Genomic DNA, 17,364 nt, shown 5'->3' with positions numbered 1-17,364 from the left:
TCACTCGGCCACCCGATAGAGGCCGAGCGCCAGTTTGTCTCCCGACGAATAGTTGAGGCCGTCGATCTCGGTAAGGCGCTTCGCCGACTTGCCCTGCCCGGCCAGCAATTCGTTCAGCTTCTGCTCTTCCTTGACCGGCGCGAGACCAAGCGCGCAGGCCGGATCGGCAGCGAGGTGCTGCGCAACGCCCTCGACGTCGGTCAGCACGGTTTTGGTGCCGACCAGGAAGACCAGGCTCGGCTCATGATAGGGCGCCGAGGCGAGCACGGTTGTATCGCAGGGACGGTTGGCATCGACCGCCGCCTTGATGGCAGGGCTGAGCCAGATCGGTTTCAGCGACGGCGCGATGACGCCGAACAGCAGGCTGAAGGTGATGCCGGCGCCGACCGCGATCGCCGCGATGCGTCCGAGCGGAACCTGCAATTGGCGCGGGAAGGCGAGATAACCGGTGACCAAGGCCGCGATCGCCGCCGGAATGCTCCACCAGGAAAACGCCTTTGCCAGATAGATTGGAGCCGCGACGCAGACCACGGCCAGGCCGATCGCCACCAAAGCAAGGCCGAAGGCTGTCGCCCACCACAGCCATGTCTGCCAGCGCTTCAGCGGCGCATTGGCCTCGGCCGCCGGCAAGGTCAGCAGCCAGCCGATCAGCAGCGCCATGCCGGGATAGGCCGGCATGACATAATGCGGCAGCTTGGTCGGGATCGCCTCGAATACCAGCCAGAACGGGATGTACCAGGCAAGGCAGAAGCGCAGCCGCGGATCATCCCAAAAACGGTTGATCGCCTGCAGTCCGGCGCCGACCGCGATCAGGCCGAACGGCCACATGAACAGCGAATAAGTGAGCATGTAGAAGCCGGGCGGCAGGCCGTGCGATTCCTCGCCCTGCGCCACCTTGTTCAGCATGTCCTTGCCGACCGCCTCCTGAAAGAAGGCGCCGCCGCTCTTCCAGCTGATGAGGATGATCCAGGGCAGCACGATGACCAGCACGATCGCCACGCCGCGCACCAGCTTGAGCTTCAACAGCCAGCGCCAGTCGCGCTCGAAGGCGAACAGCGCCGCGGCCGTCAGCAGGGATAAAAGCGGCGCCACCGGCCCCTTGATGAGGATCCCCAGCCCTTGCGCAACCCAGAATATCCACGGCAGATGGCCGGCCACCGGCTCGTTGCGCTTTGCCGCCAGATAGACCTGCGCCAGCGCGCCTTGCGCGGCCACGCAGCAGGCCAGGAGCATGGCATCGGTCTTGGCGTCGCGGCCCTCGAAGGCGGTGGCGAAGATCGCCGCAATCATCAGGCCGGCGGCAAGACCGGCCTTGGCGCCGAAGAGTTTTGTGCCGGTCCAGCCGATGCCGACGACGGCAAGCGCGATGCCGAGCATGGAGACCAGGCGATAGACCCAAATCGGCGCTTGAGCCCCCTCGCCGCTCAACGCCACGGCCGCCGATTGCAGCCAGTAGATGCCGATCGGCTTCTTGTAGCGGGAGACGTCCTGGAGGCGAATATCTATATAGTCGCCTGTCTCGACCATCTGCTTGGTCGACTGGACGAAACGGGCTTCGTCGCGATCGACCGGCGGCAGGCTCGCCAGCCCGCTGACGGTCATCACGATGCTGAACAGAAAGAGGATGAGGGTGTTCCTGTTCATCGCGGGAGCTTTCCGGATTCGATCTGCGGGATGGCCCCGTCGCGGCATTGGAGGCGCCTGATCCTGGCGCGGCGCCTCATTACGCCAGCAAAAAGAACGAAGCAAGGACAGGGTGACCGGACGCAAAACCGCTGATCGCGGTCTTTTGACCGAAACACGATCGGATGCTAAACGCGCGCCTTCACATTGCGCCTGGTCAGGGTCGGGCGAGTTCCGGGAAGAAAAAATGTCTGCCTTCAAATCCGATTTCCTGCGCATCATGAGCGAGCGCGGCTTCATCCACCAGATTTCGGATGAGGCCGGCCTCGACCAGCTTTTCGCCGGGGAAACGGTCAGCGCCTATATCGGCTTCGACGCTACGGCCAAAAGCCTGCATGCGGGATCGCTGATCCAGATCATGATGCTCTACTGGCTGCAGCAGACCGGCCACCGGCCGATCGCGCTGATGGGCGGCGGCACCTCGATGATCGGTGACCCGTCCTTCAAGGACGAGGCGCGCAAGCTGCTGACGCCGCAGGATATCGACGACAATCTTGCCGGCATTCGCCGCAATTTCGTACCTTACCTCAAATTCGGCGGCGGCACCGGCGACGCCGTCATGGTCAACAACGCCGACTGGCTGATGGAGATCAACTACGTCAATTTCCTGCGCGATGTCGGCCGGCATTTCTCCGTCAACCGCATGCTCGCCTTCGATTCGGTCAAGCTCAGGCTCGACCGCGAGCAGTCGCTGTCGTTCCTCGAATTCAACTACATGATCCTGCAGGCCTATGACTTCGTCGAGCTCTACAGGCGCTTCGACTGCCGGCTGCAGATGGGCGGCTCCGATCAGTGGGGCAACATCGTCAACGGCATCGATCTCGGCCACCGCATGGAGGGTGCGCAGCTCTATGCCATGACGACGCCGCTGCTCACCACATCGTCCGGCGCCAAGATGGGCAAGTCGGCGTCGGGCGCCGTCTGGCTCGACGGCGACATGCTGTCGCCGTACGAGTTCTGGCAGTATTGGCGCAACACCGAGGATGCCGATGTCGGCCGCTTCCTGAGGCTTTACACGACCTTGCCGCTGACCGAGGTCGCGCGCCTTGAAAAGCTCGGCGGCTCGGAGATCAACGAGGCCAAGAAGATCCTCGCTACCGAGATCACAGGCATGCTGCATGGTCGCGAAGCGGCCGAGACGGCAAGCGAGACCGCGCGCAAGACCTTCGAGGAAGGCGCGCTTTCTGCAACTCTGCCAACTGTCGTTATGCCAAAAGAGGGTTTCGAACGAGCTCGATCGGCCAAGGTGATAGCCTTTGCGTCCGGACTATTTAGTTCGAAATCGGAGGTTCGCCGAAAAATGAATGAAGGCGGGGTCCGGATTAACAACGAGCGTGTTTCCAATCCTGACAAGTACTTCTTCTATCAAGATATGGACGAAGGCACTGGAGCCTTCAAAGTCCAATTAGGCAAGAAGATCGTCCTCGTTCGGCCGGAGTGAAGTGACGTACTCTATCGGTACTCGAAGATCGACCGGAATATTCCCGGCGCGATCACCGACAGCGGGTTGATGTCGAGGTTCGGCTTGTTGGCGTTGCCCCTGAGCCGGTAGGTGACACCGATCAGGCCGCGGTCGCGGCCGTTGCCGAGCAGCGGACCGAACAGCGGCAATTCGCCAAAAATGCGGTTCAGCCCATAGACCGGCATGAAGGTGCCGGTCATGTCCATATTGTTGTCCTGGTCGTAGAGCGTGCCCTGGAATGTCGTGCCGATGCGCGGGCCGCGCAGCAGGCCGTTTGCGAGCTTCAGATAGCCTGAGCCCTTGTCGATCTCGGCAAAGCCGCGCTCGAACTTCACCCTGGAGGTGTCGATATCGGCCTTCACCGCCTGGTTCAGGCTGCGCGTGTCGCCGGCCGGCTTGGTCGACACGAGCGAGGCGAGCTTGGGCTCGTTGACGACATAGAAGTTGCTTGCATCGACCTGGCCTTTCATCGGCCCGCTGGCGGCGCCGGAAAGCGACAGCGTGATCGCGCCGCCCTCCATATGCTCGTAAATGTCGAGGAAGCGCAGGATGGCGCCGGCATCGGCCGATCTCATCCGGAGCGCGCGGCCACCGTCGCCGGTGGTGTTGCTGACGGTGATCGCTGCACCGGAACTCGCGGTCGCGCTGACATTGAGCCCGTTCACCCTGGAGCCTGCTGCGCTGTAATCCAGTTTGAGGTTGGACAGGACCTCGTCGTGGAAGCCGCTCAGGGATTTCACGTCGGCGCTGACGGAGATCGCTTCGACGCCCGGGCCCTTGGTGGCGGTGTCGACGTCGGAGGTGAACTGCTTGATCAGCGAACGGGCGTCGAGCGCATCGCCGCTGATATCGACCGCATAGCTCTTGCCGTTTCGCTTCACCGAGATGGCGACATCGTCGCCTCTGTTGAGCGCCACATTGCTGAAACGGGCCGAGGACAGCGCGCCATTGACCAGCGTCACATCGCCGGCCACCGAAAAGCTCTTTCCGTCGAGATTGAAATCCGACAGCTTTGTGGTGCCGCCGGATTTGGCCATCGCGAAAGTGACCTTGGCGGGAATGCCGGCGCCCTTGCTCCATCCGGCCCAGGGGATATCGAGCCTCGCATTGGTGAGGTCGGCCGAAACGTTCTGGGCGCTCTCGCCGCTCTTGTCGATCGCCACCTTGATCGTCCCGGAAAGCAGCGGCGACAGCCCGGGCATGGCTGCATTGCGCGTCTTGTCGTCGAGCACCAGCGCGACCTTGCGGCTGCGCGGCGGCCCGTCGTCTCTGAGCGGCTCGACTAGGTCGAGCTCGGCCGGCATGCCGTTCAGCTTGGCCTGGGCCGAAATCACCGCTTGCTCGGGGCCGACCGTGATCGACCCGTCGGCATCGGTCACCGTCTGGTCGTCGAACGGCTTGGCGAGCGACAGGTCCTTGTAGTCGAGCGCCACCAGCCAATCGAGCTTCGAGGTGTCGACGCCGGCGGTCAGCGGGATGTCGGCACGGACGTGGCCGGTGACGGTGCCGGTCAGGTCTTCCGGCGCAAGGCCGACATGACGCATGGCGTTGATCGGCTCGTAGGAGGCGAGTTCTGCGATCGCCGGCGCCTCGCCGGCGACATCGATGTCGAGCGCGCCGATCACCGGCGAGTGATTTGCCTGCTTCACCGTGAGCGTGCCGCCGCTTGCCGCCACGGTGCGGCCGCTGGGCATGTAGACGCTGCCGGAGGAAAGCGCGACGTCGACATCGTTGCCGTGGAAGGTGACGACGCCAACCGCATCGCGGATGGGTGGGATGCGGCCCGCCGTATCGAAGCGCGACCCTTCGATCTGGAAGCGGCCGAACACCTCGTCGGCCGAAAGCGGCACGCCGTTGTCGAGCCGCCCGGGCACGACCTGGAATTGCAGATTGGCATCTGTCACCCGGCCGCCGAAGAGATTGCCGAGGACCCAGAGACGGGCATTGCGGGCGGAGAACCAGGGCCACAATTGCTTGACATGCGAGACCGGCATGTCGTGGACGTTGAGGGAGAGCGATATGCCCGGCGGGCCGTTGTCGATGAAAGCGACGGATGCGGTGCCCAGAACTTCGCTCGAGCCGCCGGAACGGACGCCGATCTGCTCGGCGACGAGCTTGCGGCTCCTGGTCTGGTAGACGCCGGCGATGCGCGCAAGGAATTTGAGCGCCGGCTCCGGCGACTCCGACGGCGCAAGCGTCGAGCCGTCGCTGGTGAGATCATAGCGATAGGACGGCTCCTCGCCGGCGGCCGCCGGCTTCGGTCCGATCGAGCCGGCGAAGTCGAAGGTGGAGCGGCCGGTCTTGAGCTGCAGCCTGTCGACCGAAACCTTGTTCGACCCCGCCACCAGCGTGGCATCGGCATCGACATCGGCCGGCAGCAAGCCGCGCGGGCCGAGATCGAGCATTGAGCCGGCGAGCGACAACGAGGCCGCCAGGCGCGATGGCGCTTCGCCGGACGCCTCCGAGCCTGAAAGCTTCAAGCCGACCGAACCCAGCCTGCCGCCTTCGTCGGGAGTTCCATCGGCAGAGTCGCCGTCGATTGGCGTCCCGCCGGCGCCGGCCATCTGAAGGCTGGCGTCGAGCGATGCGATCCGCCTCGCGGCGGGATCACGCGTCGCGGACGCGGTCAAGGTGACGTGCCTGCCATCGACATCCACGTCGGACGAGAGCTGCATGCTGCCGGTCCCGGTCTGGGCAACCGTCGCGTTCGCCACGGTCACGCGCTTGACCGATCCGGCGGCCGGCAGTTCGAACTCGACATTGCCGAGGTCGATCCGGCGCATCGAATCCTCGCGCACCGCGTGGAGCGCGTCGTTGACGCCGGCAAACACCGCCGCCGACACTTTCTCGGGATCGATGAGGCCGTCCTCATTGCGCAGCGCCGCCGTCCAGTCGCCGCCGCCCGACGGCATCGCGGCCACCATGATACGGGCATCGGAAAACCTGGCGCTGGTCAGCCGCACCTGGCCGGAAAGCAGTGGCAGCAGCCGCATGCCGAAACGGACGCGTCCGACATCGGCCATCGGCTTGCCGTCCGTGGTTTTCAGGCTGACGTTGCTCACCTGCAAGGCAATGAAGCTCGAACTGTCGAGCGTCAGCCGCGCCGCGCCGACCGCGACGTTGACATCGACGCCGGCGATTTTCTCGATGGCGGTCTCGGCCTCCGTCCGCAGCCGTTCGGTGCCGATGCCCGACGTGCCGAGCACATAGACCCCGGCTGCCGCCAGAAGCACGAGCGCGCAGAGCCCGGCAAAAATCCGGCCGAGAATGCGAAAGCGGCGGATGGAAGCGCGGCCGAGCGGCGGCACGCCGCAGGCGGACGGAAATTTTCCCAGGTCGGTGATCTCGTCACGCCTGAACCTGATCTTCTCGTGCTGCGGTTGCTCCTGATCCACGCAATATTCCGTTGTAACGAACTCGTCGTGGACGAATCCCCGCCTCACGTTATATCGATGCTCGATCCGCGCGTAACCTCGGACAAGGGCATCGATATGGCTGATCTCGAAGTGGGCGACGTTGCACCGCAATTCGATCTTCCGCGCGATGGCGGCGGCTCCCTCGGCCTCGCCGCTTTCCGGGGAAAGCCCGTCGTACTCTACTTCTATCCGCAGGACGACACCACAAGCTGCACCACCGAGGCGATCGGCTTCTCGCAGCTGAAGCCGGAGTTCGAGAAGGCCGGCGCCGTAGTGATCGGGCTGTCTCCCGATAGCGTAAAAAAACACGACAAATTCAAGGCGAAGTACGATCTCACCGTCGACCTGGTTGCGGACGAGGAGCGCAAGGTGATCGAGGCCTATCATCTGTGGGTCGAAAAGACGATGTATGGCCGCAACTACATGGGCGTCGAGCGCGCCACCTTCCTGATCGGCAAGGACGGACGGATCGCAAGGATCTGGCGAAAGGTGCGGGTCAAGGGCCACGCCCAAGAGGTGCTGGAAGCGGTCCGCGCCCTCTGAAGAACCGCAGTCGCTTCGCGACATGAATCCATCGTTGCAACCCGCCACCCGCGATGCGGGGCATCGGTTGGCGGATTTGGCCCGCGACAAGGCTTTGTTAACCCTAATAATGTGTAATCCAAGGCTATTCGTCGGTGTCGTAACGAAAGCTTGGTCCCGTGAACCCAACCGGTCAGTCAGCGGTCTTCGGCAGGCGCAAGGAGCCCCACACGGTCATTATCGCCCGGGGTAACGAGATCAGGCATTTCACCATCCGCCCCTGGCTTGCCGCTCTCATCGGCTCTGCGCTGGCGGCGATCGCCATCGGCTATTTGCTCGCCACCTCCTATCTGGTGCTGCGCGACGATCTGATTGGCGCCACGACGGCCAGGCAGGCGCGCATGCAGCAGGCTTATGAAGACCGCATCTCGGCGCTGCGTGCCCAGGTCGACCGCATCACCAGTCGCCAGCTTCTCGACCAGCAGCTCATGGAAACCAAGGTCAGCGAGTTGTTGGCTAGGCAGACCCAGCTCAGCCAGCGCCATGGCCGGCTCGGCCCGATCATCGAACGCGCCGAAAGCGAGGTCGGCGATGCTCCGGCCGCAAGCGATACGGCGGCAAAACCCGAGGTGACCGGCAGCCTTTCGCAGGCTCCGACCTATTCCGTCGCCAGCCTGGGCGCCGGTGACACCAAGCCGTTCTCACTGTGGTCGACAAGGTCCAAACCGCTCGACGGCGAGACGGCCGCCGATCGCGCCGACAAGCTGTTCGTGTCGATCAACGCGTCGCTCAAGGCCATAGAGAGCCAGCAGCTCACCCGCATCACCACGCTTGCCGACAACGCCTACAGGAATGTCGACGCCATCAAGCAGGCGCTGCAAGCCGCGGGCCTGCCGGTCGACAGCGAGTTCGACAAGGGCGACGTCGGCGGCCCTCTGGTCCCGCTCGATCCGTCCATGATCTTCGACAGCAAGGTTAAGGAACTGGACGAAGCGCTTGATACGCTTGATCAGGTCAAGAAAGAGGCGCGCAAGCTGCCGCTCGCCAACCCTGCCCCCGGCCATGCCGTGACCAGCCCGTTCGGCGTGCGCACCGACCCGATCCTCGGCACCGCCGCTTTGCATACGGGAATGGATTTCAGGGCGCCGATCGGCATGGCCGCCAAGGTCACTGCAGCAGGTATCGTCACCAAGGCCGGCTGGAACGGCGGCTACGGCCGCATGGTCGAGATCGACCACGGCAACGGCTTCGCCACGCGCTACGGCCATTTAAGCGAGATCGACGTCGCCGTCGGCCAGCAGCTCGCCGCCGGCGACGTGATCGGCAAGACCGGCAGCAGCGGCCGTTCCACCGGCCCGCACCTCCACTACGAAGTGCGCCATAATGGCGAGGCGATCGATCCGCTGCGCTTTCTGAGCGTCGGCAAGAAGGTCGCGCAGTACCTGTAGACTACAGCCATTCGATCGAGGCGATTGGTCAGTCTGCCCTGGCCGGCCCATCAGGATTTGACATGAATCTCCCGCGGAAACTTCGTCAAGGTTTCATTGCCGGTTTCGGTAACCAGGATGGTCTCGCTGATCTCGATGCCCCAGCCGTCCATCCACATGCCGAGGATGGAATGAAGGACGTTTCCGGGCGCGAGCACCGTCTTGTCGCCCGGCCTGAGGCTGATCGTGTGTTCGCCCCAATCGGGCGGATAAGCGACGCCGATCGAATAGCCGATGCGTGACTCCTTTTTCAGCCCATGGCGCTGGATGACCTTGCGCCATGCTGCTTCGACGGCCTCAGCTGTCGTTCCCGGCCTGACCGCATCGAGCACGGCGTCCATGCCCTCGATCACCGCTTTCGCCGTATCTGAAACTCGGGTCGGCGTCGTCCCGAGCTGCAGCGTCCGCGCCAGCCCGGCGGCATAGCGGCGGCAGACGCCGGCAAGCTCCAGGGCAATCGTCTCGTTTTCGCCAAACCGCCTGTCGCTCCACATGATGTGCGGTGCCGAAGCATTCTCGCCGCCAAGAATCGTCGGAGGAAGCGCGGTGATGTCGCCCGCGAAATCCGGGCTGCCGGCGATCTGCGCTGCCTGAATAGCAGCAATGGCGTCGCACTCGCGAACACCTGGCGCGATCACCGCGAAAGCTTGGCGGACCGCTGCTTCGGCCAGGGTCGACGCCTTGCGCAAATAGTCGATTTCGGGCGCCGATTTGACCGCGCGAATCCAGTTCACCAGGAGATCGGCATCGTGCCATTTTGCATTGGGAAGCCCGACGACAAGCCTGGCATGCGCCTTTGGCGAGAAATAATAGGATTCGAGCTCGATGCCGATATGACGGCCTCCCCAGCCCTTTGCCGCGATCCAGCCGGCGATCCAGTCCATGGGATGGCGATCGGCGCGCTGAACGTGATCTTCCGGGAAACCGACCACATTCTCCGGCTTCATCCAGGCCGTCAGGAGGCCTCCTGCAGCATCCATCGCGCGCCCGATCCAGACCGGCTCGACCTCTTCGACCGGCACGAGCACCGTTTGCGGCGTGTAGAATGACCAGCCGTCGTAGCCGGTGATGTAATGCTGGTTGGCAACGTCGTTGACGATCAACAGCTCGAGGCCGCGCGTCGCCATCTCGGCGCGGATCTTTCGAAGCCGCTGCTGGTATTCGTCGCGGGCAAAGGGCAGCTCGATCATCTCTTCTCCATGCATGTTGCATCAACGCTTGCTGGTTCACTCACAATTGGGCGGCTGCAACAAGGAGGCAATCAGCCAAGAGCGGCACGTGGACAGGTCCTATCAGTCCTGCCTTTCCCGAGCCTCGGTATCCCGCCAGCAAATTATTTTTGAATTCCATTTGACTGAATAAATCTTCTCTGCGAACCTTGCGTCAGCTGGGAGCGCAAGGCATGGCGTTGCGGGGAACCAATCAGGAGTTCGGGCGGCCGTACAACCGGCGCATCGTGCTCGAATCAATCCGCCGTTTCGGCCCCATCGCGCGGGGCGACATCGCCCAACATGTCGGGCTCACTGTCCAGACGGTGTCGACCATCGTGCGCGAATTGGAGGAGCAAGGCTACATCCTGTCGGTTCGCGAGGAACCGAAGGGCCGCGGCCTGCCGCCGGCGACGCTCCGCATCAACCCGGAAGGCGGCTATGCCGTGGGCATCCATCTCACGCCGCTCGGCATCGACGCCGCCCTCATCAATCTCAGCGGCGACGTGATCGAGAGCGCGCATCGCGAGGCGCCCCATGCGGCGCCCGACGAAGCGTTCGAGGCGATCGGCGCCATGGTTGCGGAATTGACCGGCCGGCGCGCCGGCGGCCGCGTCATCGGCATCGGCATGGCGCTTCCAGGTCCGTTCGGCGTCGACACCATGAGCTTCGTCGGTCCGACCACCATGGCCGGCTGGAAGGATGTCGCCCTGCGCGAGCGGCTGACGGCGGCGACCGGCCTGCCGGCCTTCTTCGAAAACGATATGGCCGCCGCCGCGATGGGCGAACGCCTCTACGGTCTCGGCATCCAGCATTCCGAATATTATTACCTCTATTTCGGCGTCGGGCTTGGCGGCGCCATGCTGCATGACGGCAGCGTGCTGCGCGGCGCCTGGGGCAATGCCGGCGAGATCGGCCACATTCCGGTCGTTCCGGGCGGCGAGCGCTGTCCATGCGGCAATCGTGGTTGCCTCGAACGCTATATCTCGCTGGAAGCGCGAGGCCGCTGGAGCGGCGACGACGCCGACTGGGTGGCCGGGGTCGCGCCGATTTTCCGCAATGCCATCGCCACCATCGAAAACCTTTTTGATCCCGAGACGATCGTGCTCGGCGGGCTGGCCTCGCCCACGCTGCTCGAACACCTGGCGGCAGCGGCGGAGCCGCTGCACAATTCGGTCTCGGCCCGCACGGATCGCGCCGCCTCGCGCATCCTCGTCGCGCAGGGCGGCCAGCACGCGGTGCTGCGGGGGGCCGCGGCGCTCGCCGTCTCCGGCGTGCTTTCGCCGCGCTTCGGCCAGATCTTCACCGCCAAGCGGCAGCGCGAGGGCGACCCCCTGAAAGGTGGAGAAATCGCGGCATGAGCGAACCGCTTCTGGTCCTCGACAACGTCGTCAAGAACTACGGCGCCATCCGGGCGCTGCGCGGCATCAGCTTTGCGATCGGACGCGGCGAGGTCGTGGCGCTGCTCGGTGACAATGGCGCCGGCAAGTCGACGCTGGTCAAGATCATCGCCGGCGGGCTGGAGCCGACGTCGGGCCGCATGCTGTTTGAGGGCAAGGAGTTTCTGGCCAAATCCCCCGCCGAGGCCAAGGCCGCCGGCATCGAGACCGTTTACCAGGATCTCTCGCTCTGCACCAATGTCGACGTCGTCGCCAACTTCTTCATGGGACGCGAGATCACCCGCAAGGTGCTGGGCATTCCGGTGCTCGACGAACGCGCCATGGAAGCGGTGGTGGCGAAGGCGCTGGCCAACGCCGGAACGCGCATTCCCTCGCTGCGCACCAAGGTCGAGCATCTCTCGGGTGGCCAGCGCCAGGCGATCGAGCTCAACCGCTTCGTGCATTGGGGCGGCAAGCTGGTGCTGCTCGACGAGCCGTTCGCAGCACTTGGCGTCGAGCAGACCCGCCGCGGCCTCGACATGATCCGCCAGGTGGCGAGCCAGGGCATCGGCGTCGTCATTATCACCCACATCATGCAGCAGGCCTTCCAGGTCGCCGACCGGATCGTGGTGATCCGCCAGGGCGTCGTGGCCGGCGATGTCGCGCGCAACAAGACAAGTCCCGATGCGGTGATCAACATGATCACCGGGGAGACGCTCGCCGGTGCCGGACCGGCGGGCTGAGGGAAAAATGAGGGGTCCGGCGCAAAGAGGAGCGAACGACATGAAGCGACTGCTACTTTCTGTCTTCGGTATCCTGGCCCTGGCCATTGCCACGCTGACGCCGGCATTCGCCCAGTCCAAAGGTACCGTCTATTACCTGGTGCCGACACTGCTCGACGAATTCCAGACCGGCTCGGTGAGCGCGCTGGAATTGTTCCTGAAGCAGGTCGGCTACGAGATGAAGACGCTGAACGCCGACAACAAGACCGACGCCCAGCAATCGCAGATGAACGACGTCATCGCGCTGAAGCCGAAGGCGATCATCCTCGCCGCGGTCGATTTCAACGCGCTGAAGCCGTCGGTCGAGGCGGCACGGGCCGCCGGCATCCCGGTGGTCGAGTTCGACCGCCAGATCACCGCGACGCCGTCCGACTTCACCTCGGTTGCCGGCACCGTCGAGATCGGCCACATCGCCGCCGACCAGGCGCAAGCGCTGCTGAAGGCCAAGAACGGCTCTGTGAAGGGCAAAGTCCTGCAGGTGCTCGGCGATCCCGGCGATCCCTACACGCTCGATATCCAGAAGGGTTTCGAGGAGAAGATGAAGGCGTTCCCGGACGTCAAGATCATCTCGCTGCCGGCCATGCAGTGGGAAGCGAGCAATGCCGGCACCATCGTCGCCGACCAGATGCTCGCCAATCCAGACATCGACCTGATCTTCAGCCACGCCGCCCATCTCTCGGTCGCCGCCGTCGCCTCGCTGGAGGCTGCCGGCAAGAAGCCGGGCGACGTCATGCTGATGAGCTCGAACGGCGCGCCGGTCGGCCTCGACCTGATCCGCAAGGGCTGGCTCAATGTCGAGGTCGAGCAGCCGCTCTACGCGCAGGCCGCCGCGGTCGCCATGTTCATGGACAAGGTCGTCAGCAAGCAGGAGATCAAGCCCGGCGATTATGACGTGCTTGGCCTGAAATCCGTGGTGACCAAGGAAGCCTGGGGCCCGAACATCAAAATCCCCGGTGCCGCGATCACCAAGGAAAACGTCGACAACCCTGCCTTCTGGGGCAATTTGAAGCCGCCGACGAACACGGTGAAGTCAGTCGAATAGGGCACACCGTCAAGGCTCCGGGGCCACCCGCCCGGAGCCTGACGGACCTGCCCCGCAGCAGCCCGCGCCTTCACTCCTGACGCCAACCGGATCAGCCGATGAGCCCACGCACCCGCAGCATTCTCGAGCTCGTGCTCGACAATCTCGTCTGGTTCATGCTGGTTTTCGTGCTGGTGGTGTTTTCCGCCTTCATTCCGAACTTCTTCCAGCTCGGCATCTTCGCCAACATTATCGAGGCGTCCAGCGTGCTTGGCGTGATGTCGATCGGCCTGGCGCTGGTCATCATCGCCGGCCACATGGACCTGTCGGTCGAATCGGTCGCCGCGCTCAGCGCCATGGCGGTCGGCATCCTGTTCTGCTCGTCGGGCATCGGCATCGGCCTGCAACTGCATCCTGAATGGCTGATGGTGCCGGTCTCGCTCGCCATCGCGCTCGCCGTCGGCGCAATCATTGGCGCCACCAACGGCTTCCTGATCGTCAGGCTGAAGATGAGCGCCTTCATCATCACGCTTGCCTCCTATATCTGGGTGCGCGGCCTGGTGCTGGTCATCTCCGGCGGGCGCTCGGCGCAGGACCTGGCGCCCGCCATCCGCTGGTTCGGCATTCAGCGGCTGGCCGGCCTGCCGCTCACCGCCTGGATCGCCGTCGCCTGCTTCGTCGTTTTCTCGCTGATCCTGGCCAAGACGCCGTTCGGCCGCCATCTGGTGATGATCGGCGGCAACGAGACGGCGACCTTCCGCGCCGGCATCCGCGTCAACCGCAACCTGGTCATTGCCTTCGTGCTCGCCGGCGCCATCGCCGGCCTCGCCGGCTGGCTGCTTGCCATCCGCACCTCCGGAGCGACCGCCAATCTCGGCGTCGGCCTGCTCTTCAATGCCTTCGCCGCCGTCGTCATCGGCGGCGTCAGCCTCAAGGGCGGCGTCGGCACCCTGCCCGGCGTCTATGCCGGCGTGCTGCTTTTGTCGGCCATCAACACCGCCATCAACCTGATGGGCCTGCCGGCCAACTTCACCCAGGTCATCCACGGCTTGCTCGTGCTGGCGGCCGTGCTGCTCGACGCCTTCAAGCAAACCATTCGTCAAAAACTCGCATGAAAGGGCGACTCGCATGACCGGACGCCCAGAGAACGGAAGACTTTCAGGCAAGGTGGCGGCGATCGTCGGCGCCGCGCGCGGCATCGGCAAGGGGATAGCGCAACGCTTCGCCGAGGAAGGCGCCAGGCTCGTGCTTGCCGACAGCGAAGCCGAGGCCGGCAAGGCGAGCGCCGACGAACTGAATGCCGCCTTCATTCATACAGACATCTCCCAGATGGCCGACGCGGAAGCGGTAGTCGCGTTGGCGCTTGCGCGCCACGGCCGCCTCGACATCATCGTCCAGAACGCCGGCATCTACCCCTGGCAGCTGATCGAAAACACCAGCCCCGAGGACTGGGACCGTGTCATGGCGGTCAATCTGCGCGGCAGCTTCAACGCCGCCCGCGCCGCGCTTGCGCCGATGAAGGCGCAAGGCGGCGGCCGCATGCTCTTCACCTCCTCCATCACCGGCCCGCAGGTGAGCAGTCCCGGCCACGGCCATTATTCGGCGAGCAAGGCCGGCATTAACGGCTTCATCCGCGCCGCCGCACTTGAATTTTCCGGCTACGGCATCACCGTCAACGGCGTCGAGCCCGGCAACATCCTGACCGAAGGGATGCAGCTTCACCGCGACAAGGCCTTCATCAAGAGCATGGAAGACGCAGTGCCGCTCGGTCGCCTCGGCACCCCGCGCGACGTCGCCAATGCGTTCCTCTTCCTGGCCTCCGACGACGCCGGCTACATCACCGGCACGACCATCGTCGTCGATGGCGGCCAGTTGCTGCCCGAAGGCCAGGATTTCCGTCTGGCGCCGCCGTGAGGCTCGATTTCTTGCCACCCCGGCGCAAGCGTCTCTCCTGACCCGCTACGCAAGCCGGCGACTACCGCGCGTTAGCCAACAAAGCGCTCCATTCATCGCGCATTCAACGAGGTTGCTGTAAGCTGCCGTCTCAATCAAACGGAGACAGATCGTGTCGAAAACCTCCAATGTCTTGATCCGAATGGCGTTCACGGTCATTTGCCTGGCCGGCCTTGTCACAGCCGCCTCCACTCTTTTCCCGACGTCCGCTTCGGCCCAGCAGCTGCAGCGATGCGCGGACGAAGGCGGTGTATGCCGCCTGCGCTATCCTGCCGAGGTGGTTTTCGGTGCGCGGGGTCAAATGACGTCCCGCTTCTTCGACCGTCCCGCCGTGCCGTGCTCGAACCGCGTCTTTGGCGATCCCGCGCCTGGCCGCCACAAGGCTTGCTATATCGTCAGGCGCGGCGGTGGCCAGGACTATGGCGACAACGACTATGGCGACGACTATGGTTCGCGCCCGGATCGCGGCGAATGGGTTGCCTGCGCCAGGGAAGGCGACTATTGCGATTTCCGTGGCCGCAAGTTGGTCAGATACGGGGCGCGTGGCCAGTACGAGCAAGGCGTTTTCAGGAACGGTGTCCGATGCGGCAACGACGCCTTCGGCGACGACCCCGCTCCAGGCGCCCACAAGCGCTGCTACGTCCGGGAGTAACCGGTAAGGATGGGCGGTCATTTTTGATCGCCCCCACCTGTTCCTAGAAGCCGAATAAAATCAATCAGCTACTCCAGAACGATAGCAGCGTCGCCCTGGAGGAGCAAAGCTAAGCGCTCGGATAAAAGGACTTGGTCTGGGAATGCCCGAATCTCCGGCTCAGTGTGCCATTAATGTGCCACGGCAGCACCATCCTCCCACTCTACCAGAGGGGGTTTCAAGGGGTGCCTCTGGAGACACGCAGCGGGACCATCGAAAATCGGCAAGAGAAACTCCAAAACGAATAGACACGCAGACGGAAGGCATTGCGATAGATTGAATGCAAGGCAATATGGCGGGCGGACAAGTGAGGCCAAAATGCCGATTTTCTCTCGTCGCCGTCTGCAATCTATGCTCGATGAACTCCGTCAAGTTATGCCTCTCGAAAAAGGCATGGATTTGCTAAGGCGTCTTGAGAACAAGCGCGTAGACCAAGCTTTGCCTGCCGAGATGGAGTTAGGACTGCTTTGGGCGCTGTCAAAGCTTGGGGAAATGGATATCGAACCTGAATGGTGGGGCGACTCCTCGCGACCAGATGCTGTCACGGACTATTTGCTTCCCAGTCGTCTAACTGCCATTGAAATTGCTGCTGTGACCGATAATGCGATCTCGGGCGAAGAGTTGATGGATCGTGTCGCACTGCAGATTACAGATTTTTCGAACACCCTGCAAAAAGGGTCTGGGCAGTATCTCTACTTTACGTTTGGAGGCACCCAAGCTTTTGAGAATGGCAGGTCAGTACGTCGCCGTCTGGCGCCGGAAGGATACCTATTGTCCGAAGCAGCAAAGAACTCAATTCGAGAGTGGATTTCGAGTGGTGGGGCAGACTCGGGGAAGCTCACAATATCCGAACCGGGCCTCCATATAGTCGTCGAACGCAGGGGGTATAAGCAGGTTCGGTACCACAACGTCTTTTCCTCCATCCCCCCGGAGGCATATTCGATTGACGACAACCCTCTTTACGCTCTCCTGAAACGAAAATTGGCCCAACTGAAAGCCGCACCGAGCGATACGGTTCGCATCATCATTGTGGCTGATGTCGGTTCCACCCTGCTCAGGCGCATCGGAACATTTGGTGAAAAAACAGGTCCGGGCGGCTATCACTTCTCAGGGACAGACATCATTTCGCATTTCATTCGCACAAACTCTGCACGCATCGATGCCGTGGCAGTGTTCACACCCCACAGGAAACGAATAAATTTCCATCAGGACGACCTCCAGTGGGCAGGTCATTGCTTTGCTGCTAACAGAGCCCTCAGAGACGAATTAATCGGTGCCGTGAAGAAATTGGCAGCGTCTCTGCCGAAACCCCATTTTGAAGGTTACCAAGCTCGATCACTGTTCCAACAAGGTGCCTTTTCCCCAACCGCGAGAGGTTGGTATCTCGGAGTGAAAATGACAAGCAGGCCGGGTCAATTTCAAGTCTCAATTCCAGCGCGTGCTTTCCTCGATTTGCTCGCCGGTCGGATCACCCCGCAGCAATTCTCATACGCTCTTGGCGATAGACCGAACGAGAAAAACTTGTTCAAGGGCATTCTTGATCGGGGGGAAACACTGTCAGCGATTGAGATGGCACCGCGCGACGTCGATGCAGATGATGACCACATCGTCTTTCACTTCTCAGATGACCCCGCCGCGAGGAAATTGAAGGTCAAGGCACCACACGAAGCCGATGAATGAGTCATATCGACTATTTCGCAGCGGGTCCTCCCACGTGGGCCCATAAGTCAAGACGCGTTCATATCGATAGCAGAGACCCA

13 protein-coding genes are annotated in these 17,364 nt (G+C 63.1%); 10 read left to right on the top strand and 3 right to left on the bottom strand.

The window, feature by feature from the left end; all coding sequences use genetic code 11:
• Positions 1–1,644 carry an ArnT family glycosyltransferase gene (locus FJ974_RS16255; RefSeq protein WP_140533708.1) on the bottom strand — a complete coding sequence of 548 codons (1,644 nt, stop codon included), beginning with the start codon at positions 1,642–1,644 and terminating at the stop codon, positions 1–3.
• A 226-nt stretch (positions 1,645–1,870) separates the two neighbouring features.
• Between FJ974_RS16255 and tyrS the strand changes: the two genes are divergently transcribed.
• On the top strand, positions 1,871–3,124 hold the full coding sequence (tyrS, locus tag FJ974_RS16250; protein WP_140533709.1) for a tyrosine--tRNA ligase: 1,254 nt from the start codon (positions 1,871–1,873) through the stop codon (positions 3,122–3,124).
• Positions 3,125–3,135: 11 nt separating this feature from the next.
• Here the strand turns inward: tyrS and FJ974_RS16245 are convergent, their stop codons facing one another.
• Positions 3,136–6,540: a DUF3971 domain-containing protein gene (locus FJ974_RS16245; RefSeq protein ID WP_140533710.1), complete on the bottom strand. Its 3,405-nt coding sequence runs from the start codon at positions 6,538–6,540 to the stop codon at positions 3,136–3,138.
• 96 nt (positions 6,541–6,636) lie between these two features.
• On the opposite strand from FJ974_RS16245, the gene FJ974_RS16240 reads away from it, so the two are divergent.
• Both FJ974_RS16240 and FJ974_RS16235 read left to right on the top strand, forming a co-directional pair.
• A complete protein-coding gene (locus tag FJ974_RS16240; protein WP_140533728.1) occupies positions 6,637–7,104 on the top strand; it encodes a peroxiredoxin in 468 nt (155 codons plus the stop codon).
• Between the two features lie 158 nt (positions 7,105–7,262).
• On the top strand, positions 7,263–8,531 hold the full coding sequence (locus FJ974_RS16235; RefSeq protein ID WP_140533711.1) for a M23 family metallopeptidase: 1,269 nt from the start codon (positions 7,263–7,265) through the stop codon (positions 8,529–8,531).
• Between the two features lie 50 nt (positions 8,532–8,581).
• On the opposite strand, the gene FJ974_RS16230 is transcribed toward FJ974_RS16235, so the two are convergent.
• On the bottom strand, positions 8,582–9,760 hold the full coding sequence (locus tag FJ974_RS16230) for a M24 family metallopeptidase (protein ID WP_140533712.1): 1,179 nt from the start codon (positions 9,758–9,760) through the stop codon (positions 8,582–8,584).
• Between the two features lie 212 nt (positions 9,761–9,972).
• On the opposite strand from FJ974_RS16230, the gene FJ974_RS16225 reads away from it, so the two are divergent.
• The 7 genes from FJ974_RS16225 (at position 9,973) to FJ974_RS16195 (ending at position 17,284) form a co-directional block, all read left to right on the top strand.
• Positions 9,973–11,139, top strand: a complete 1,167-nt coding sequence (locus tag FJ974_RS16225; RefSeq protein WP_140533713.1) for an ROK family transcriptional regulator — start codon at positions 9,973–9,975, stop codon at positions 11,137–11,139.
• On the top strand, positions 11,136–11,900 hold the full coding sequence (locus tag FJ974_RS16220) for an ATP-binding cassette domain-containing protein (protein ID WP_140533714.1): 765 nt from the start codon (positions 11,136–11,138) through the stop codon (positions 11,898–11,900). Before FJ974_RS16225 ends, FJ974_RS16220 begins: the two co-directional genes overlap by 4 nt.
• A gap of 40 nt (positions 11,901–11,940) precedes the next feature.
• Positions 11,941–12,981 (top strand): sugar ABC transporter substrate-binding protein, encoded by a 1,041-nt coding sequence (locus FJ974_RS16215; protein WP_140533715.1) that lies wholly within the window; start codon positions 11,941–11,943, stop codon positions 12,979–12,981.
• Between the two features lie 98 nt (positions 12,982–13,079).
• Positions 13,080–14,075, top strand: a complete 996-nt coding sequence (locus tag FJ974_RS16210) for an ABC transporter permease (protein WP_140533716.1) — start codon at positions 13,080–13,082, stop codon at positions 14,073–14,075.
• 13 nt (positions 14,076–14,088) lie between these two features.
• Complete coding sequence (locus FJ974_RS16205; RefSeq protein WP_140533717.1) at positions 14,089–14,874, top strand: SDR family NAD(P)-dependent oxidoreductase; 786 nt, start codon at positions 14,089–14,091, stop codon at positions 14,872–14,874.
• Positions 14,875–15,214: 340 nt separating this feature from the next.
• Positions 15,215–15,565, top strand: a complete 351-nt coding sequence (locus tag FJ974_RS16200) for a hypothetical protein (RefSeq protein ID WP_319023038.1) — start codon at positions 15,215–15,217, stop codon at positions 15,563–15,565.
• A gap of 357 nt (positions 15,566–15,922) precedes the next feature.
• On the top strand, positions 15,923–17,284 hold the full coding sequence (locus FJ974_RS16195) for a hypothetical protein (protein ID WP_140533718.1): 1,362 nt from the start codon (positions 15,923–15,925) through the stop codon (positions 17,282–17,284).
• The last annotated feature ends 80 nt before the right edge of the window (positions 17,285–17,364 follow it).

Origin of the sequence: Mesorhizobium sp. B1-1-8, assembly GCF_006442795.2 — a bacterium.
Classification (GTDB): domain Bacteria; phylum Pseudomonadota; class Alphaproteobacteria; order Rhizobiales; family Rhizobiaceae; genus Mesorhizobium.
Note: the sequence above shows the minus strand (reverse complement) of the source record. Positions and strands in the feature narration are given on the sequence as shown.

Coding starts and splice junctions, on each gene's coding strand:
- FJ974_RS16195 (WP_140533718.1), top strand. CDS start 15,923: ATGCCGATTTTCTCTCGTCGCCGTCTGCAATCTATGCTCGATGAACTC.
- FJ974_RS16200 (WP_319023038.1), top strand. CDS start 15,215: ATGACGTCCCGCTTCTTCGACCGTCCCGCCGTGCCGTGCTCGAACCGC.
- FJ974_RS16230 (WP_140533712.1), bottom strand. CDS start 9,760: ATGATCGAGCTGCCCTTTGCCCGCGACGAATACCAGCAGCGGCTTCGA.
- FJ974_RS16220 (WP_140533714.1), top strand. CDS start 11,136: ATGAGCGAACCGCTTCTGGTCCTCGACAACGTCGTCAAGAACTACGGC.
- FJ974_RS16225 (WP_140533713.1), top strand. CDS start 9,973: ATGGCGTTGCGGGGAACCAATCAGGAGTTCGGGCGGCCGTACAACCGG.
- FJ974_RS16210 (WP_140533716.1), top strand. CDS start 13,080: ATGAGCCCACGCACCCGCAGCATTCTCGAGCTCGTGCTCGACAATCTC.
- FJ974_RS16240 (WP_140533728.1), top strand. CDS start 6,637: ATGGCTGATCTCGAAGTGGGCGACGTTGCACCGCAATTCGATCTTCCG.
- FJ974_RS16215 (WP_140533715.1), top strand. CDS start 11,941: ATGAAGCGACTGCTACTTTCTGTCTTCGGTATCCTGGCCCTGGCCATT.
- tyrS (WP_140533709.1), top strand. CDS start 1,871: ATGTCTGCCTTCAAATCCGATTTCCTGCGCATCATGAGCGAGCGCGGC.
- FJ974_RS16205 (WP_140533717.1), top strand. CDS start 14,089: ATGACCGGACGCCCAGAGAACGGAAGACTTTCAGGCAAGGTGGCGGCG.
- FJ974_RS16255 (WP_140533708.1), bottom strand. CDS start 1,644: ATGAACAGGAACACCCTCATCCTCTTTCTGTTCAGCATCGTGATGACC.